The organism is Butyricimonas sp. Marseille-P2440, from assembly GCF_900091675.1.
GTDB lineage: Bacteria > Bacteroidota > Bacteroidia > Bacteroidales > Marinifilaceae > Butyricimonas > Butyricimonas synergistica.
On sequence record NZ_LT594608.1, the window covers coordinates 144,547 to 161,650 of the forward strand.

Consider the following 17,104-nt stretch of genomic DNA (forward strand, 5'->3'; position numbering starts at 1 on the left):
ACACTATTCTTTGTTTAATTTTCCAGTTTTCAAAAAATCATTCAGGTTAAATTTTGTCCCGCTCGCCTCTCTCTTCGCCTTCTTTGCCTTCCACCGTTCTACCCAGTCATCCACGTCCTTCTTCGTCCGTTTCTTCTCCTTTACCTTGTGGTCATAAACAACAAGGGGTACATCGCAAGTGAACAGCTCTATTTGAGCTATCGTGTACACTTGCATGTACCCCCATCTCGGTATACTCCACAACCCCCAGAATAATATCAATGGTTTTAGCAACCATTGGTGCTTCTCGCCTATAAAGTGGCTCGCTCCCCACGAGGTTCTCGAAGGAAACGTTCTACTTCCTCCTTCTTCATCGCCATGATCGTGTCCCGCATCCCGATCGCTAACATGATATTCCCGTAAAACTGTTCTTGCTGTACTTTTTTTTTACCTTCAACAATTAATGGCATTAGCTGGCTCTCGTCATATTGCTTCACGTAATAAAACCATCGCCACGTGAGCCACCAGAAAAAAAGCAATTTCCAGTAATCGTTCAGCACGATAGCCGCCGCCACCTTGGCACTGATCTTGTCATCATTGCCATCCTCTCTTAAAACACGGGTAATCTTCCGGGTAGTAATACCTTTCAGCCATTTCACCTTGTACGACTTCCTCGTGTGGGGAATATTAACCACGTTAGGCAAATTGTCTATGATACTGTTCAACACGCCCTCCGCATTCTTATCCGGTTGTTCAATACACTCCATATACTCCAGTAATTATGGCGGGCATATGTAAGCCCGCCAAAATGAATAATCAGCTTCAGACTTGGGTGTCTTGCGTTGTATCTCTCGTCAAGAAAGCGATATTGTCATCACTCGCTCCAGTTGCGGCAGCGTCATCCAGAACAATACTTCCGGTCAACGTGAATCCCAACGGTTTTGTCGTCGGGGAATCTAACGTAGGGGTAGCATAAACGGTCATGTTTTTAACCACGAAAGCGTGGCTATCGTCCTCCGACAATAAAACCATGCCAACATTCAACTTAACGTCTTTTAATGTCGCCGAGATCCCCTTGTATCCCTTGCCGTTAATCTTTGATGCCGCCACGGCGTTAGCCTCGCCGAGGAAATAATTAATCAAATCCTCGTGAACGCTAGGGACAAAAGCACTAAACTCGAACTCCCCTGGAGTCGAAGTAACCGCCCAATCAGATTGCAAACCATGAACCTTGTAATGATTTAACGTGGGAGCACCTTGCGACATGGATAAACTATCCACTTCTACAGGAAGATCAAAATCAGCTTCCACCGTGGCAAAATCCGTGATACCACCTTTTTTAATTAGAATTGAAGCTAGACCGGAAAAAACCTCTTTTAGCTCCACCTTGCTTTTCATTGTCATAACTTAATATTTTTAAATTAAACACTAACTTGTAATCACTTGTGCTTGAATTGTCACCGTGTGGAAACCGAAACCGTCAGCACCACCCATCACCACCGAAGGATTAGAAGCGACAATGCCGTTATTGCTGATAGGGAATAGGTCTATAACATCGTTAACCAAATCATCCATCCTCTTCACGTGTTCCACCTGTTTCTTGTCCCGGACAAAAATCTCCACCCAGCAAGTGGTCCTCGTCAGCCCGTAAGCATCCCTTGTCCCGTGAGTCATGTTAATCACGCTAACAGGAAGGCTCACAACGGCGAACTCGCTCATGTGCTCCGGCACACTCTTTGGTCTGCTAGTTGGGAATACACGTATTCCTAAACCGCTAACGGCAGTATCTAGCATCTCCAGCGTTTCTCCTATCCTGAACAACTTTCCCATAATCAACTTAAATCAAAATCTAAACTAGAGGGAAACACGCTCCCCGTAATCAGACCGTCCCTCGTCACCTGACAAAACTGGAATGTATCCGTCATCACGTTCAACTGCCTAACCTTCTCCACGTACTCGGCGTATTCAGTGCCAACTACAAAAACGATATCAAAACCATTCTTAACCGACGGAGTGAAACTCTTTAAGAATTTTACTGACTCCTCGTCACCGTAATAATGATTTTCTCCAGTGGGAGCCTTGAAACCTTTGTACCTTTCACCCTTGATTAACGTCCTTCGTTTAATATACTCTCTCGCATAAGGAGTGTCAACAATCTTCAAATTCCCATCATAAAAAATCCCGAAAGCGATACTTCCCCTCGTGTTTCCCGTGACATTATGATATCTACCATCATGCCGTATCCTGTTAGCAACACGCTCGGAAATAGCATCTACAATTACCGATAAATTGCCATACATTTCGGAAGATAACTTCCGTTTCGCCTCTTTGAACGCCTTATCGTTAATTCCTGACATACCTCCAAGTTATATCCGTTCCTAGATTATTCGGCTCGCAGTCTACTACCTCGCCTTTCTCCGTGGAGGTCCCAACTTCAACAATTACCTTATCTCCCGTGAACGGCATAACCACCCAGTCGAACGTGGTCATGGGTATGGCAAGAATCCGGACGCTGGCTATAACATTACCAGCCCCCTTCGTCACGTACCGGGTATAACTCCTGCACTTCCCCTCGTACAACACCGTTTCAACCGGTTCTTTGTCGTCGTAAGGGTTCGCTTCCCCTTCCCTGTAAATCTTGCACCTATGCGGGAACCTCTCGTTATTCATGGCATCTCCTTCTTTTCCCCATGCCCCATGACACGATTTTGATAACACTCTTCACGAACTTGTCCTCTCCCCATTTCACCCTCAACTCGTTCGCCCTTTGTAGCATCGCCTTCTTGTCCGTGGCGTAAAACTCCGTTTGCCCCTCCTTGTGCTTCCACTGACCGTCAGCATCCTCCACCGAGCCTCGCACGCTAGGGATCGTTATCCCTCGATACAGCAACTCCGCTTCTGCCAAATCCAAATCCCGTTCTGAGAGAGAATCCACGGGAGTACCCCGCTCGATTCCCCTCTTCACGAGAATAGCTTTGATCATATCGTCTGTCACCGTGAAACCAACGCACCCGCGCAAGTAATCCTCTATCGTGTAAAGACCGGTATCGTCTGCCATGGTTACTCGGTTTTAGTTTTCAACACGAACACGTTATTCGGGTTCTTGATCACGGGCAAAGCCCACAACTCCGTTTCGATAATATTCTTGATTGGGCTTTCCTGCCACATGTCAAGGATTGCAATACGGTCTTCAACAAAAGAATACATCGCGGTGGATGCAACTGGCCCCGCCGCCACTCTCTGTCGATATACCGAATTAGCGCACTTCATCTCGAAAATCTGACCCAACTGGCACAACACGCAATTATCCTCGTTGAAAGCAGAAGGCGATAACTCTGCCACTCCGTCCACCTCGTGAGCGCTCTTCTCGTCAACTACACGGATGGGCAAAACGCCTAAATCATGAATCACTCGCAAAATCTCCGCTTCTGTCACCGTGTAATTCGTGGGATTGTACACATTCATTCTCCCCGTTACAACCTTTGTGGTGTTCGGGTGATTTATAAACTGATCGTACTTGCTTTTCTTCATCTCCCAGTGGTCGAAGCTCATGTTGTCATCACTAGCCACTTTCTGGCTGTCAAGCAAATCTTTAATCGGGGTTGCGCCCTCCTTGTCCCACCCGACGCTAACGGTGGCGAAATGATTCGACTTGAACTTGTAATCGATATCCAATGGGACACCGTCAACGTTATCAGTCACGGCTTCTCTAATGAATCCGGTAGACAATGCCTGGTAAACGAAGGTATTCAATTTGTTATGAATACCACCGATAAGCTTATCAAGCGTGTAGACTAACCTATCCATCATCATGTCGCTCAACCGGGCGGAACCTTGAGCGGACAATTCCTGCATCGTCAATAAATCCGCCTCGTCTATAGACAAACCGTGACCGATCTTCGGAATCGATCCTCCGTAAGAACTGTATCCCGTGGTACTTCTCTGGGGTTTGGGAGCTCCAACTGAAAGCACGGATGCTTTCACGATGATCTCGTCGTTCTTCACGAAATTAGCCCACAACCTACTGTTTTGCGGTATTCCCCATCCGGCGTAAGTCTGCCATCCCCTGTTATTATACTTCGAGTTCACGTAATTCACGATTTCCCCGAACTCCTCCGGAGAAACGTAACGTCTGACATCGAACTGATCGTATTGAGTGTAACTTCTATTCATCCTCTACCCTCCTTTATTTACGGTTACTGAACCTGAAAAAACAATCTGCATCTCTCAACGCCTTTTTGATAGCCGGGGCAATTGGCGGGATCCTTCTTTCAAGTATAGGTCGGTCACAAGCCCACACGGCATCACCGTTAATACTTTTGGCATCAGGAGCCAATCTCTTATCGCGGTCTGTAAGTGAATTGGGCACGCACTTTATTTTTGCCGTTTCCCCGGATTTGTCTGCCTCCACGAGCACATCGCCAACTGCCAACGTTCCAGGAGCCGAAGCCAACGTGATCTCGTCGAAATCGTCGTTCGTTGTCACTACCGAGTTAACCTTGATACCCGTCCCGGCGGTATCCACGTCTCCGGGAGCTACCATCAAGAACATTCCGGCTTTCACCCGGCTACCCTCGAAACCTTTTTTCACCTTCACCTTGGCTCCCGTGGTCACGGCTTCCGCCACCTCGAAAGCGTAATGAATCTTGATAGTTCTCGCTTGCTCGTCCACCTTTATAGGCGAACCGGCGGGAAGTACCCATGGATAAGCGGGCAACTCGGACTTGTCAAACATGAAACCTCCAACGAGCAAATTGACATGCCCCTCGTACACGTTCCTAGCCCCGCCCACTTTGTCGCTAAACTCCAAAATTTGGTCTGCTACATGAATCATAATTCTCTTTTTTTATGTTTATTTCAACTCGGAACGCACTTTCTCCATCATCTCGCCGTTAGTCTTATCCCGTTCTTTCAAGCGATCGATATAGCTCTTGCCGCCTTGTTCACCTTCCGCTATCAAGGGGCTCGAACCGTTGCCGAATACAGCCTTGTACTGGCTCTCGTAATTGGATTGCAATGCCGCTTGTAATGCCGCGTCATCCATTCCTTCAGATAATGTTGTCAGAATTTTTGCCATGCTTAAAACACCATCATTCACGACTCCGCCAACGGATTCGATTTTATTCCTCAACACCGTCATGGCATTCTTGAACATCATCTCCGTTTTTTCCGCTGCTTTCTCCGACTCTCGCTCTTTTTTCATATCAGAAACAGCTTTAACTGCTTCCTTCAACTGGTCTGCTAACTCTTTGTTTGATGCTAAAAGTTGTTCCACTACCTCGTTGCCGGGTTTCGACTGTTCGGTGGTTTTCACCTGTCCTTGTGGCTTGTATTTTTTCACGAACTCGCTTTTCTCGTGCCTTAACTGTCCTCCAACAGATTTCAGGAAATTCACGTGGCGATCGTAAAACGAATCGTTTACCATGTCATCCGAGGCAATCTCTGGCAAAATACTATCAACGTAAGCCTCAAGTGTTCTTTGGCTTATTCCGGTTTCTCCGATAAAGCCATTCTCGTCGGGGTTTCCGATCTTTCCGTTAAAACCGGATAAAAGGATCTCTTTCTCCATCTAAAATTGTTTTGTGAAAACGAAAAGCCCCGACCGACTATTTTACTAGTCAATCGGGGCTTAAAGTCCTCTGTTATACCAAAATGAAATACTATATCCTAAACGGTAACTTCAACGGTAGATCCGCACCTCTTGCACTTCAACCTGATCACGCTCCCGTTACTCCTCTTTACTTCCAATAGCTTATGTCCGCATTTGCAACGAACCTCTTCCAGTTTTATCCCAAGGTTACGCAGGACGTAATCACTATCATGCACGATTTCTACCTTCTGTTTCATTACAATCGTTTAACAATACAAATATAAAAACTTTATTTTCAACAAACAAAATAAGTTCATTTAAATTTTTACTTTAAGTTGTTTTGTATAACGCACTAATATAAGTATATTTGCACGAAATTACATAGTATTCAGAGGTTTTTAAAGACCCGCTAGCGGACAAAATATCCGGTAGTGGGTCTTTTTTTTATCATCAACATGGAACAATTCAGCGACATACAGACAATAAATGGTGTTCCGGTATATTCAAACGATCACGTGCAACACCTGCGCGAAATCGACAAAGGGAGAAACAATCCATTGAGGATCATCGCTCAAAAAGGTTGCCAGGAAAAATTCCTATCCACGACAGCCGACATCACCATATTCGGCGGGAACAGGGGAGGGTCCAAGACATTCTCGCTGCTCATGGAAGGGCTGAAAGACGTTAAAAACCAATATTTCAATGCCACGCTTCTGCGTAACGAGAAAGACGACCTGTTGGACATGATAAACACGTCATACTCGCTATACACCCCGTTCGGGCAATACAACAAGTCCATACAGGACATGACATGGTACTTCAACAACGGTGGGAAACTCAAATTCTCTTACTATTCCGACTCGTTCGAGGATTTCAAGAAACGATTCCAGGGGAAACAATTCTCGTACATCGGCATTGACGAGATCACCCACATCGCTTACAACAAATTCAAGTACCTGATCACGTGCAACCGGAACGCCTACAACATACGCAACAGATTTTACGGCACATGCAACCCCGACCCCGATTCTTGGGTAAGAGTGTTCATCGACTGGTGGATAGGAGAAGATGGATTTCCCATAGAGGAACGTGACGGCGTGATCCGTTACTGCTTCATGGAAGGAGATTCACCCACGTCCATATACTGGGGAGACACCCCTGAAGAAGTCTACAACCAGTGCAAGGAAACCATCGACAAACTATGGAAGCCGGCTTACGAGGAACTAGGGTTCAACAAAATGACCATGTTCGTCAAATCCGCCACTTTTATAAAAGGGAAACTCGAGGAAAACATAAAGCTAATATCTTCCGACCCGAACTACGTCGCGAACCTCGCCCAGCAAGACGAGGAACAACGCTCTCGTGACCTAGACGGGAACTGGAACTTCAAAAATACCGGCGACGACATGATAAAGCTCGGTGACATGGAGAGATTCTACGCCGCCCCGTACAACACGGGTGATGAAACCCGCCGTGCATCATGCGACATCGCTTTCACCGGTGGCGACTCGCTTGTCATGTGGCTATGGATAGGATGGCATATCGAGGATGTATTCGTTATCAGGATGGACGCCAAAACAGTGATTAGCGCCGTTAAATCCAAACTAGATGAATGGGGAGTGAGAGAAGAAAACTTCGTGTACGACCTCAACGGGCTCGGGCAAGTATTCAAACCCTCCAATAACGGTTCCGGGTTCTTCCCGAAAGCGGTACCGTTCAATAACCAGCAGGCTCCTTTCGCCACCACTAGGGAACAGGAAGATAGCATTAAATACATGTACGCCAACCTCAAATCACAATGCGCTTACATGTTAGCGTCAAAAATAATCAAGGGAGAAATTTCTATTAATGAACGATTACTCGACCTTCAGTTCAACGGTGACGGGTTCGAGAAAATGCCATTACGCCAAATCTTGATCAAGGAACGAAAATGCGTACGCCAAGAAGAGGAAACGGCTGACAAGGGATTCAAGCTCATAAACAAAAAAACAATGAAAAAAATAGTGGGTCATTCCCCGGACTATTTCGAGGGACTGATCATGAGAATGGTATTCGAGATGAAAAAACAATACACAAAACCTAAAGGACTATGGAAACTGTAAAAACGAAAGAAATAATGGTACGTCGTCCCTTCAAAAGAGCGTTACCATACGGGTACAAGAGAGGTGGAGAGTCAGATTTCAAGAATATAATGATAGAACCAGCTGACTATATAAGATACCAGATCATCACGCAAGCCGACTTCATGCGTGAATTCGAACCATCTTCACACTCCATTAACGACCCAGCATTCTATCCAGACATCATTCACGAGGACCCCGATGGGAAGAAATACATAGAGTACGTCGACAGGTGCTCGTTCGCGTTCCAACGAATCATCACCATCAAACAACTAGCCCACTTGTGTGGTAATAATATACAGTTCGAGTTATACGATTCACGTGCCACGAGAGAGTGGAGCGATGAAAAAAGAAAAGAAATATTCCGTGAATATCGCAAAGGATGGGCTATAAAAGACATGGAAATAGCGTGGTACGAATCGGCTAAATCCGTGAAAACAACAGGTGACACGGCGTTCGTTGGATTCCTCAACAAAGGAAAATTCGGGTGGAAAGTGCTATCTTACGCCAATGGCGACACCTTGTACCCGCACTTCGATAGCCTAACAGGAGAACTAGTTCTTTTCGCCCGTGGATACAACCAGGTAGATGCCGACGGGAGAACCGTTTCGAGATGGCTGGAAGTATGGGACGACGAGTACTTCTACAGGTTCCGTGAAGACCACTCTGGAATCGTGAACAAATCAAAAACAATAATCAAGAAAATATTCGGTCTTGAATCATACTCCGTGGTGTCCGTGGAAAAACACGGGTTCAACTTTATACCGGTGGCGTATAAAAGGAACGAAGAGGGAGCGTGCTGGACAAACTCGCAGGACACCATAGAAGAATTCGAGGTCGCTTTCTCTCGCCTGTCGCAAAACACCGCCGCGTTCGGGTTCCCCGTGTGGTACTTCAAGGGGAACGACATATCCGTGGCTGGCGACCCGTTAAAAGGCAGTATCAAAACAATAGTCATACCGGACAAAGACGGGGAAGTAGGTGCCATCCCGGGGCAAGACGCCTCCAATTCATTCTCTACGCAGCTCGACAAACTATACAAACTCATATACGAGCAATCATTCGCCGTCATACCCCCGGACCTCAAATCGGGAGACTTACCCGGCGTTGCCGTGAAGTTACTTTATTCCCCCGCGTACGAGAACGCCATGAAAGACGCCAACGAGTTCAGTAAATTCATCAACCAAATGAGAAAAATATACGCTTTCGGGTATGGCGTGGAAATCGAGATGATGATCGACTTCATGCAACTTGAAGTCTACTCGTGGATAAAACCATACATCCACCAGAACTGGACGGAAACCATCACCAACCTCGCCACATCCGTTCAAAACGGGTTCCTTTCCCGGCAAAGAGCGAACGAGGTCGCCGACGAGTATTCCACCTCCACCGACTGGGACACCATCCTTCGTGAACAAAAACAAAAGCAACAAGAAGAAATTCAAAAGCAAATCGAAATAGAGGAAACAAAAACTACTGTAAACCCGGAAACAGAATAAATATGGACTTTTCAAAATCTCTTAAAACAGAATGTCGCCGTTCAGCATTAGGTTCCGTGCAGGAAAAAATCATGGCGGACCTAATGGCTATCGGCTGGCGTGATGTCAACGCCTATGTTGCCGCCTACGGCTACAACGCCCAGTACTCCGACGACTACAACAAACAGCAAATAGAGAAAATAACATCTCGCCCCGAGTTCCAAAAATACCTAGAACGCACCCGGAAACGCTACTCCAAAGATGCCGATGTGGCATCCGACGACGATTTTGACCCGTCTAGCGTGTCAAAGGAACAGACCCTGAAAGAACTCGCCATAGCCAAGAAAAAAGCATCCATCGGGAGCAAGGAATGGCTCGAGATAAACAAACAAATCATAGAAGTCACGCAGATGAAAAAAGACGAGGTAAAAGACGAGGACAACACCGTGCATTTCTACCTGCCTTTATCTTGCTATCAATGTGAATTATACGCCGCTCACCAGAAAAAAGTAAAGAAATCATGATCAAAATAACAGGCAAAAACGTCCCGTCAAAGAAAAACTCCAAACAATGGACCGGCAAACGTGTCATATCATCAAAACTATCGCGTGAATACGACCAATGGATACAACCTCTCCTGCTTGTCAACAAACCCGCTTGGATAAAAGAAACCGCCGGAAAACCATATCCCCTCCGTATCGGGCTCTACTTCTACCGGGACAGCCGACGACGATGGGACTTCAACAACATCTCCCAATCCATCGCCGACAACCTCGTTTCCGCTGGCTACATCCCCGACGACGACACCACGCACTTCATCCCCGTCTACCTCGGCGAAGAACTCGTCAAAAAAGAACAATCAGGATTCCACATGGAAATTTTATGAACAACATTCAGCCGGTATTTCTGGGTATTTTTTATACTCCCAGCATTCCGCACCGTCGTACTCGTGCCTTTCAAACCACGTCCCGTCATTCATCCAGACATACCCGAACAACTCTTGTCCCCCGAAACCGTTGTCATAATCAATATCAAGCTGATTTAAAAATTCGTCTAAATCTTTGTCACACCACCCTTCTTGCAAGATAATTTTTATTCTCGGATCGCAAGGATGAGCATCATGCGTGTTAGTGTCAATGTCACAATAATATAATGTTATATAAGCACACTTTACATCCCTTACTCTATCACCTATTTCCCTTAAAAATTCCTCTCTAGCGTTCATAGAGTATATTATTCATAAGTTTACATTCAATTCTTGACCTGTTAACACAAAATACAAATTTTGGAGTTGATGCAAGCAAATAAAGTTATAACCATTCACATCAACCAATGTCCATCCGCCAATACCGAACCTTTCTCTAGCGAACCTATAACTATTATTTTTGCAATATAACACCAAGTTATTATCTGGAGTTGAATATATTTTATCTACCCAACTGTAACAACTTCTACCAACAAGGACATCAAACCCACACTTCAAAAGCAACTCTTCCTTGAGAGGTACTGGATTCAAACATAAATACGAATCACTTCTCTTTCTATTACCATAAGTAGTGACATCCGTACCTCTTAACTCTCTTATTTTAGCAGGCATTTCAACCCCTTCTTCCTTTCTACTTGGGATATAAACCCAATTCCCTATTCTCAATTCATTTGGACGTATCATGCTTCAAAAATTTACCAATTATTTCAACTCTCTTCTCCTCCCACCAATCATGTAGATCTATTACTATATTTCCCGTCTTAATATTTAAAATAGAACTTAACACCCAAACGACAAGCGTGCTGCCCAAACTAAATGCCGTTGGATCATTTTCTCCCGGGAACGCCACGTGATACCAAACTAGAGGAGTGATTATAGGTTGTACCAGCCAAAATAATCCAAGTACCCGAGTCCAATTGTAGACAACTAAACCACCAACTATCACAACTATAAAAAACGCACCTAAAATGTCCTTCCAGTCAATCATCAAAACATCATTCATGCTTTCCTGTTTTAACACTATTAATACAATTCGCTATATACCCGCACAAGTAAGCGAAAGGCTCTTGATTCTTCGTGTCAACACTCGCCCCCACGTAATCAAACACCTCCAACGCCGCATGAACAGCCTCGTGAGAGATAGTTCCAACGGTCATCGCGCCCTTATTCTTGAATCTAATCAACACGCCACCCATAGGCTCCGGGTTCATCCTTCTGTTTACTGTTACCGTGGCATCTTCGCTTATATCCATTTCATCGTATGAACTCTCGAAAAACTCGTTCAACTCCTTTAACGGAGCCGCCACGCTCACCCATATTTTCCTCGGGTAAACGTGTAAATCGAACTCGTGTACACGTGTTTTATTATCCATTTTTATTCTCGATTTTAGACTTTATATCACGGTATTTCCTAGCCTCATCACACAACTTCTTCAACTCGTCATGAATATCAAGTTCTTGAGCGTCCAGCGGAATATCCCCAAGAAGAATTACAGGTTCTTTAGTATCACCTTTACAGAAAGCAGTAACCAAAAGATACAAATAATGATGATACGTCTTCCATTTCATGTTTTCCTCCGTCAATTCCTTAATAATATCGACAGTTCCTCTATCCACGTTCTCGTTTTTTATATTCACGTTTAACTTGTCCGTGCCATTATCGAAACAAGTAACAGGTATCGGGGCAACTGGAATTGGTTTACTATTTTTTTTCTCCGATTTCAAATCTTGATTTTCTTCTATCAACCGACCAACGATTCCGACCAACCTGGAACAACAACGATCGATTTGTTCTAATTCCGGGACGGGATATGGCAAACGAACATACCCGTCTTCTATCATGCCAATAATTAATTTAATAACGCTCACGTACATCTTTTCAGTTAAAGCCAGCTTCTCGTTCTCTTTTTTCAATTTATTTCTCTTCCACATCATTTTTATCTTTTGAGTAAATAATATTTTACCTCGTTGCCTAGAAACAAGTGGTAACGGATCGACGAATTGCCTCAAGTTGTCACGAATGCTTCCATCATGGTTTATTATTCCAACGGGCCTAGTATCCACGAATTCAAAACCTCCATCCGGTGTCACGTTATCGAGTATCAATTCCGGATTATTGTGCAAGAATTCATTTAAACCATCTATTTGCTCTCGTGTAAGCATTATACCCGTCAACGTAGCTTTACTCATTCTCTAATTTATCAAGTTCCTCTCTCATCTCGTGCGATCTTCTCTCGTCCTTCAAAATCTTGGCATCCTCGTCGTCATCAATAGGCTTTTCATTCTTTTTAAGTTTCTCGAAATACTTGTCGATAGAATTCATCAACTCTCCCGTGAAATCCCCGTCAACGATATGACAAGCGGCATAAAGCGAAGTTATCCACGTGTGAAGAGATTCCTCGGCATCTTTCTCTACCGTGTCGAGCGACCTAAACATCTTGTTATCCGCCCTAAAAGACATCGACCATACCCCGGACAATGTACTAACAATTATAAACGTCACCTTGCCCTGTTTTTTCTTCGTTAAAACGAAATTCCCGATTTTTTTCTTCGTTCCTAAATCCATGATTATAATATTTATTCATCGTAAACAAAACCTTCATTACCAGTTTCCACGTTCATGTCGCAAACCACCGGAACCGGACTCATCAAAGCATCCTGCGTCAACCCGTAAACCTTGTAATACACGGTTCCACCCACTTTCCTTTTATTATTCTTCCCGAAACCTAAATCCCGCAAGTGAGCCGCCAAAGTCTGCTTGCTCACCATCGGGAAACCGTTCTCCTCGGCATACCTCTCGATATCCTTGTACATGACCGAGAAATCAATCTCGCACCAAGAGTCATTCCTAACACCCTGCCGGGGCAAAGCGAAACATCCCCTCGCCATAGCCCACGACTTCCCTAGAGCCGATAACCCCATCTCCGTTATCTTTTTCCTTATACATCCCTCGCTCTCTGGAAACTTGAATTTATTCTTCTTCAAAAGAACCGCTCCCCTTCGTATCCAATTCAAAATACCCGGGTATTCCTTCATCAAATCGTGAGTCAATTGCAAATTCTGCTTTTTCTCGTCTATAATCCGGTCAAAAACGATAAAAATAAACCTCCTGAAAAATCCAAAACTACTATCATTACCCGATGGGAACCTGTTAGCGTTGAAGATAAAATAGGGTATATTCGTGATTTTGAAAGCATCATTACCTATCCTTCTCCCAAGCTGAGGTTCTCCGGATATCAAACTCTTGGCAGCATCCTCTTTCCCCGCGAAAGTCCTTGACTCAACCTCCCCGCTCCAGTTAAATATCTTACCGTCTATCTGCGACAAATTCCTCTGCCTCTCGTCACCACCTCTCAATAACGCCTCCATGCTCAAATTGGATATATTCTCCCCTCCAAACACTCCCGTCACCGTATCCATGATAACACTCTTACCATTACTCCCATTACCGAACAAGACCAAGCTATTCTCCACCTTCTTGTCCATCGTACCCCTGTCATACAACCCCAAACCAAGAAACATTTGTAGTATAGCCCTGTCATTCTTGTCCGGCAAAACTCCTCCGGAATACTTGCCCAAACCAACACACCTCCCCCTTAAAAACTCTTTCCACATCGGGCAATCTGCTGAAGGATCATAATCGTAGCCATGAAGGTAAACAACATGATGATCTTTGCTAAAAGGCATCAATACCCCGTCACTCATGTCTACAACACCGTTATTGAATGCCATCAAGTTAAAGCGAGGCTTCAACATCCTGTTATTATTCAACGCCTGATAAGCCTCCTTGATAATATTATCGAGCGACTTCAATATAAAGTCAACTGGAACATGAACCTTGCCCAAGAATAACTTGATAGCCCTCCGGAAACAAGAGGTACTCGGGATAGGCTCGTATACCTTGCCCGTGAAAAACCATATACCACCCTTGTACCTCCCAAACCCACTCCTCGAGATCGTTTTATAAACCGCCTCCGTCACTTTATACAAGTTCTCGTAATAAACCCTCTGGTACTCCTTCGACGTCGGAGAACTCGTTATATCATAATCGTATTTCCCCGAACTTTCGTACAGGTTTTGTACCATATTGTCAATTAACCCGTTATCTACATCGTAATTCATAAAATATACACAAAACAAAAATTCTTACTCCCCTTTGATAAGATCAAATATCTTTATTCAATTTATTTATTACACCACAAATATAACGTATATTTTATACAAATCAAAATATATAAATACTTACACACAATATATTATATGAATCAATTAAAGTATTACTTCATATATATTTTTATACACGAAATGATACAAAACACGGAGAAAACAAAGTTGTTAATTTTCGTTTGGCAATGTAAACAATGATGACACTAAAAAATAAGAAAAAAAATTTTTAGATGGGGTGAATAGCCCCGTTTCTCGTTATCTCGCAGGGGGGGGAGGGTACAGTATATTATATGTATAATATTCAAAATTAAAATTATACACATATATGTACTAGCGTGTTATGTTTGCGCATTCGTGAATATTTTATGTACTTTTAGATATTTACAGGTGTTGTTTTAGACACTTTTTAGTCACTTTGATAGACTGAAAACACATCGACGATAAAAGAGATTGAATCGAGGTAATCCATCCTTATATCTTCCTATATCATTATTCACGCCTTACATGCGTATATTATTGTTATACTCTTTGCATTGTGGAATGTTTGTAGATGTATTGCTTTATTATCCCGATGGAATGCTATAAATTACACATCTGATGCTGGCTATACATTGTTGTGTATTATATTATCATTGTGTTATAATATTTGCCAAAAATAAGTGTTAAAATATCATTGATTTGGCATGTATGAAATAATTTAGAATGGTTCAAGATAACCTTTCCCTCGTACGCTTAATTGTGTCGTGTTATAGGGCACTTATTACGAATGGTATCCGGTCTTATCTTTATAAAAATAGTGCGAATGGTGGTATTTATTTGATTATACGTTTAAAATACGGTGTTATTGCATGGCATATATTTCTATACAACTGTATATCAATCAAATAACCATTAAAATATTTTGCTATTTTGCTACATTGTAGTATCTTTAAGTATAGAACAAAAGGAGATAACAAAATAGTTACTCTTTCGCCGGTCTTAAAGTTGTTCGCCGGTATATAAACAGGAAGCTTCGAACCGAATAAAGGTTGTATATCTTAATGCGGCTGCCATTGGTAACGGTTCCAAGCCCGTGATAACGCAGAGGAAGATATAATAAAAAAGGGGCAATGAAGCCCCGAACGTTACCGGCGTATTCCGGTAAACAAAATCCGTACTAATATGGAACTGACAATTTGTATTAGAGTTTGGAAAGTAAAGCTAACGATTAGCGTAAAGCTTTAATTCCAAAACCCCGGGTAAAACCGGGGACGGATTTTTGCAAATATACGAAATAATCATGAAAACGTACACGAAAGCACAATTAATTAAATCGGCTGTAAAAATGGGTTGCAATCCCTTGGAAGCCACCAATCGAATAAACAAAACTTATAACTATTACGTGACTTATAGAAGTGACTACAATTTGAAAAAAGCGGCTCATTATTGCATGTATATAGCACCTTGTAACTAATTCCCCGAACGGTTTACGCCCTTGGTTCGATTCCTGGGCGGGGACAAATAATAATAACAATTAAAATAAATAATCATGAAACACTTTAAAAACATTAGCAGCATTGCGGAATTGAAAAAAGAGTATCGCAAACTAGCCCTAGCGAATCACCCGGACAAAGGAGGTAACACCGAGGTAATGCAAGAAATAAACGTTGAATTTGACGTACTTTTCAAGATCTGGAAAAACGAACCATCAAAAGATGATGAAGTAGAAACAGCAACGAGTGAAACAGCTAGCGAGTACCGGAGGAACTTTTACACGTCTAATGGTTGGGAAGGTAGCCGTTACGATTTTAGCTTAAGCACGAAAGACATTGCCGCCAGGGTAAGAGAATACGTTAAAATACAGTGGTCAGGATGGAAATTTAGCGTGCGTTGCAAATACGCGTCCATGTGTTCCGAAATCGTAGTTTATCTCAAGGGCGGACCGGTGGCAGATCCGCTATCTAGTGAAGGGAGAGAAAAAGGATATTATAACCCGCAAATCTCATACATGAAGGAAGAAGATAGTCGGTTAAACGATCTAGTGAATGCCGTTATGCTGGACGTGAACGCCTATATAGACAGTTTCCGGTACGACGATAGCGACGGAATGATAGACTATTTCGATACCAATTTCTACAAGTTCGTTGAGGTCCGCTCGTCCGATTGGGAGGAAATACACAAAACAGCACGGGTGAAAGAAGCTAAAAAAGGGGTAATGGTTAGTGAGGATCACGAGGAAGAAACGAACACGGTAACGGTTGAAGATATAGAAATCATCGATTACTCGGAAAAAGCGGTCGCTGTGTTTGGCAACACGAAAGCTATAAAAGAAGATTTAAAACAGTTGGGAGGACGATTTAACCCGGCTTTGAAGTACGACGGCGGGAAGCGTGCCGGGTGGGTATTCTCGAAAAGTAAGCGCGAAGCACTGGTAAGCCTGTTAAAAGGGATTGACATGGACGAAAAGCCCAACGAGGGAAACGATATACAGTTAATTCCCAGCAGCCGAGAAGAACGCGCGAAAATGGATACCGTTGCTTTCACGGATTTTATCTCGTGTATTCAGAGAATAGCGATCGAAAACGGGTATTTACACGCTAGAAATCACGTGAAAGAAAAGCTAAAAAACTACTATATGAAATTCGTGCAATTGAAATATATTGCCGTTATGCTGGCGGAATACAAGAAGAGGAGCAGTAATAACACGATGGCAGCTTAATTTTAATAATAACCACCCTTTGTTTGTAAGCCGTCCTGGCGGCATTAAATAGCTTTTAAGCCGGGAGCGTCCCGACCAGATTTGCCC

General features: G+C 43.5%; 23 protein-coding genes. 5 read left to right on the forward strand and 18 right to left on the reverse strand.

All coding sequences use genetic code 11. From position 1 onward, the window contains the following. Positions 1 to 3: 3 nt before the first annotated feature. From BN8899_RS04235 to BN8899_RS20675, 11 genes are all read right to left on the reverse strand, one after another. A complete protein-coding gene (locus BN8899_RS04235) occupies positions 4 to 273 on the reverse strand; it encodes a hypothetical protein (protein ID WP_222860552.1) in 270 nt (89 codons plus the stop codon). A 17-nt stretch (positions 274 to 290) separates the two neighbouring features. Next, the gene (locus BN8899_RS04240) at positions 291 to 746 is read right to left on the reverse strand and encodes a hypothetical protein (protein ID WP_065218453.1); all 456 of its coding nucleotides are present in this window, start codon (positions 744 to 746) and stop codon (positions 291 to 293) included. 55 nt (positions 747 to 801) lie between these two features. After that, positions 802 to 1,383 (reverse strand): hypothetical protein, encoded by a 582-nt coding sequence (locus BN8899_RS04245; RefSeq protein ID WP_065218454.1) that lies wholly within the window; start codon positions 1,381 to 1,383, stop codon positions 802 to 804. A 24-nt stretch (positions 1,384 to 1,407) separates the two neighbouring features. After that, entirely contained in the window at positions 1,408 to 1,809 is a 402-nt protein-coding gene (locus BN8899_RS04250; protein ID WP_065218455.1) for a hypothetical protein, read from the reverse strand. Between the two features lie 2 nt (positions 1,810 to 1,811). Then, the gene (locus BN8899_RS04255) at positions 1,812 to 2,336 is read right to left on the reverse strand and encodes a hypothetical protein (protein ID WP_065218456.1); all 525 of its coding nucleotides are present in this window, start codon (positions 2,334 to 2,336) and stop codon (positions 1,812 to 1,814) included. Continuing rightward, positions 2,323 to 2,649 (reverse strand): hypothetical protein, encoded by a 327-nt coding sequence (locus BN8899_RS04260; protein WP_065218457.1) that lies wholly within the window; start codon positions 2,647 to 2,649, stop codon positions 2,323 to 2,325. Before BN8899_RS04260 ends, BN8899_RS04255 begins: the two co-directional genes overlap by 14 nt. After that, on the reverse strand, positions 2,642 to 3,037 hold the full coding sequence (locus BN8899_RS04265) for a hypothetical protein (protein WP_065218458.1): 396 nt from the start codon (positions 3,035 to 3,037) through the stop codon (positions 2,642 to 2,644). The genes BN8899_RS04260 and BN8899_RS04265 overlap by 8 nt, the downstream gene beginning before the upstream one ends. A gap of 2 nt (positions 3,038 to 3,039) precedes the next feature. Next, on the reverse strand, positions 3,040 to 4,152 hold the full coding sequence (locus tag BN8899_RS04270) for a major capsid protein (protein WP_065218459.1): 1,113 nt from the start codon (positions 4,150 to 4,152) through the stop codon (positions 3,040 to 3,042). A gap of 13 nt (positions 4,153 to 4,165) precedes the next feature. Beyond that, the gene (locus BN8899_RS04275; protein ID WP_065218460.1) at positions 4,166 to 4,813 is read right to left on the reverse strand and encodes a hypothetical protein; all 648 of its coding nucleotides are present in this window, start codon (positions 4,811 to 4,813) and stop codon (positions 4,166 to 4,168) included. An 18-nt stretch (positions 4,814 to 4,831) separates the two neighbouring features. Then, on the reverse strand, positions 4,832 to 5,548 hold the full coding sequence (locus BN8899_RS04280) for a hypothetical protein (protein WP_065218461.1): 717 nt from the start codon (positions 5,546 to 5,548) through the stop codon (positions 4,832 to 4,834). A gap of 98 nt (positions 5,549 to 5,646) precedes the next feature. Beyond that, positions 5,647 to 5,826, reverse strand: a complete 180-nt coding sequence (locus BN8899_RS20675; protein WP_148375271.1) for a hypothetical protein — start codon at positions 5,824 to 5,826, stop codon at positions 5,647 to 5,649. 174 nt (positions 5,827 to 6,000) lie between these two features. On the opposite strand from BN8899_RS20675, the gene BN8899_RS04285 reads away from it, so the two are divergent. The 4 genes from BN8899_RS04285 to BN8899_RS04300 are packed head-to-tail and all read left to right on the forward strand — an operon-like array spanning position 6,001 to position 10,053. Further along, positions 6,001 to 7,671, forward strand: a complete 1,671-nt coding sequence (locus BN8899_RS04285) for a terminase large subunit domain-containing protein (RefSeq protein ID WP_231932259.1) — start codon at positions 6,001 to 6,003, stop codon at positions 7,669 to 7,671. Then, positions 7,659 to 9,188 carry a phage portal protein gene (locus BN8899_RS04290; RefSeq protein WP_065218463.1) on the forward strand — a complete coding sequence of 510 codons (1,530 nt, stop codon included), beginning with the start codon at positions 7,659 to 7,661 and terminating at the stop codon, positions 9,186 to 9,188. Before BN8899_RS04285 ends, BN8899_RS04290 begins: the two co-directional genes overlap by 13 nt. Before the next feature lie 2 nt (positions 9,189 to 9,190). Further along, positions 9,191 to 9,691, forward strand: coding sequence for a hypothetical protein (locus tag BN8899_RS04295; RefSeq protein ID WP_065218464.1), 501 nt, complete (start codon positions 9,191 to 9,193; stop codon positions 9,689 to 9,691). Beyond that, positions 9,688 to 10,053 carry a hypothetical protein gene (locus BN8899_RS04300; RefSeq protein WP_065218465.1) on the forward strand — a complete coding sequence of 122 codons (366 nt, stop codon included), beginning with the start codon at positions 9,688 to 9,690 and terminating at the stop codon, positions 10,051 to 10,053. The genes BN8899_RS04295 and BN8899_RS04300 overlap by 4 nt, the downstream gene beginning before the upstream one ends. Here BN8899_RS04300 and BN8899_RS04305 read toward each other — a convergent pair. The 7 genes from BN8899_RS04305 to BN8899_RS04335 are packed head-to-tail and all read right to left on the reverse strand — an operon-like array spanning position 10,048 to position 14,274. Beyond that, positions 10,048 to 10,392, reverse strand: a complete 345-nt coding sequence (locus BN8899_RS04305) for a hypothetical protein (protein ID WP_065218466.1) — start codon at positions 10,390 to 10,392, stop codon at positions 10,048 to 10,050. The genes BN8899_RS04300 and BN8899_RS04305 overlap by 6 nt on opposite strands. 12 nt (positions 10,393 to 10,404) lie before the next feature. After that, the gene (locus BN8899_RS04310) at positions 10,405 to 10,836 is read right to left on the reverse strand and encodes a hypothetical protein (protein WP_065218467.1); all 432 of its coding nucleotides are present in this window, start codon (positions 10,834 to 10,836) and stop codon (positions 10,405 to 10,407) included. Further along, positions 10,820 to 11,155 carry a hypothetical protein gene (locus BN8899_RS04315; RefSeq protein WP_065218468.1) on the reverse strand — a complete coding sequence of 112 codons (336 nt, stop codon included), beginning with the start codon at positions 11,153 to 11,155 and terminating at the stop codon, positions 10,820 to 10,822. The genes BN8899_RS04310 and BN8899_RS04315 overlap by 17 nt, the downstream gene beginning before the upstream one ends. Next, on the reverse strand, positions 11,148 to 11,525 hold the full coding sequence (locus BN8899_RS04320; RefSeq protein ID WP_065218469.1) for an SH2 domain-containing protein: 378 nt from the start codon (positions 11,523 to 11,525) through the stop codon (positions 11,148 to 11,150). The genes BN8899_RS04315 and BN8899_RS04320 overlap by 8 nt, the downstream gene beginning before the upstream one ends. Further along, positions 11,518 to 12,342, reverse strand: a complete 825-nt coding sequence (locus tag BN8899_RS04325) for a hypothetical protein (RefSeq protein WP_065218470.1) — start codon at positions 12,340 to 12,342, stop codon at positions 11,518 to 11,520. Before BN8899_RS04325 ends, BN8899_RS04320 begins: the two co-directional genes overlap by 8 nt. Beyond that, on the reverse strand, positions 12,335 to 12,718 hold the full coding sequence (locus tag BN8899_RS04330; protein ID WP_065218471.1) for a hypothetical protein: 384 nt from the start codon (positions 12,716 to 12,718) through the stop codon (positions 12,335 to 12,337). Before BN8899_RS04330 ends, BN8899_RS04325 begins: the two co-directional genes overlap by 8 nt. 11 nt (positions 12,719 to 12,729) lie before the next feature. Then, positions 12,730 to 14,274, reverse strand: a complete 1,545-nt coding sequence (locus tag BN8899_RS04335; protein ID WP_065218472.1) for a phage/plasmid primase, P4 family — start codon at positions 14,272 to 14,274, stop codon at positions 12,730 to 12,732. Between the two features lie 1,573 nt (positions 14,275 to 15,847). Here BN8899_RS04335 and BN8899_RS04340 point away from each other — a divergent pair. After that, a complete protein-coding gene (locus BN8899_RS04340) occupies positions 15,848 to 17,017 on the forward strand; it encodes an LPD29 domain-containing protein (protein WP_065218473.1) in 1,170 nt (389 codons plus the stop codon). Positions 17,018 to 17,104: the final 87 nt, after the last annotated feature.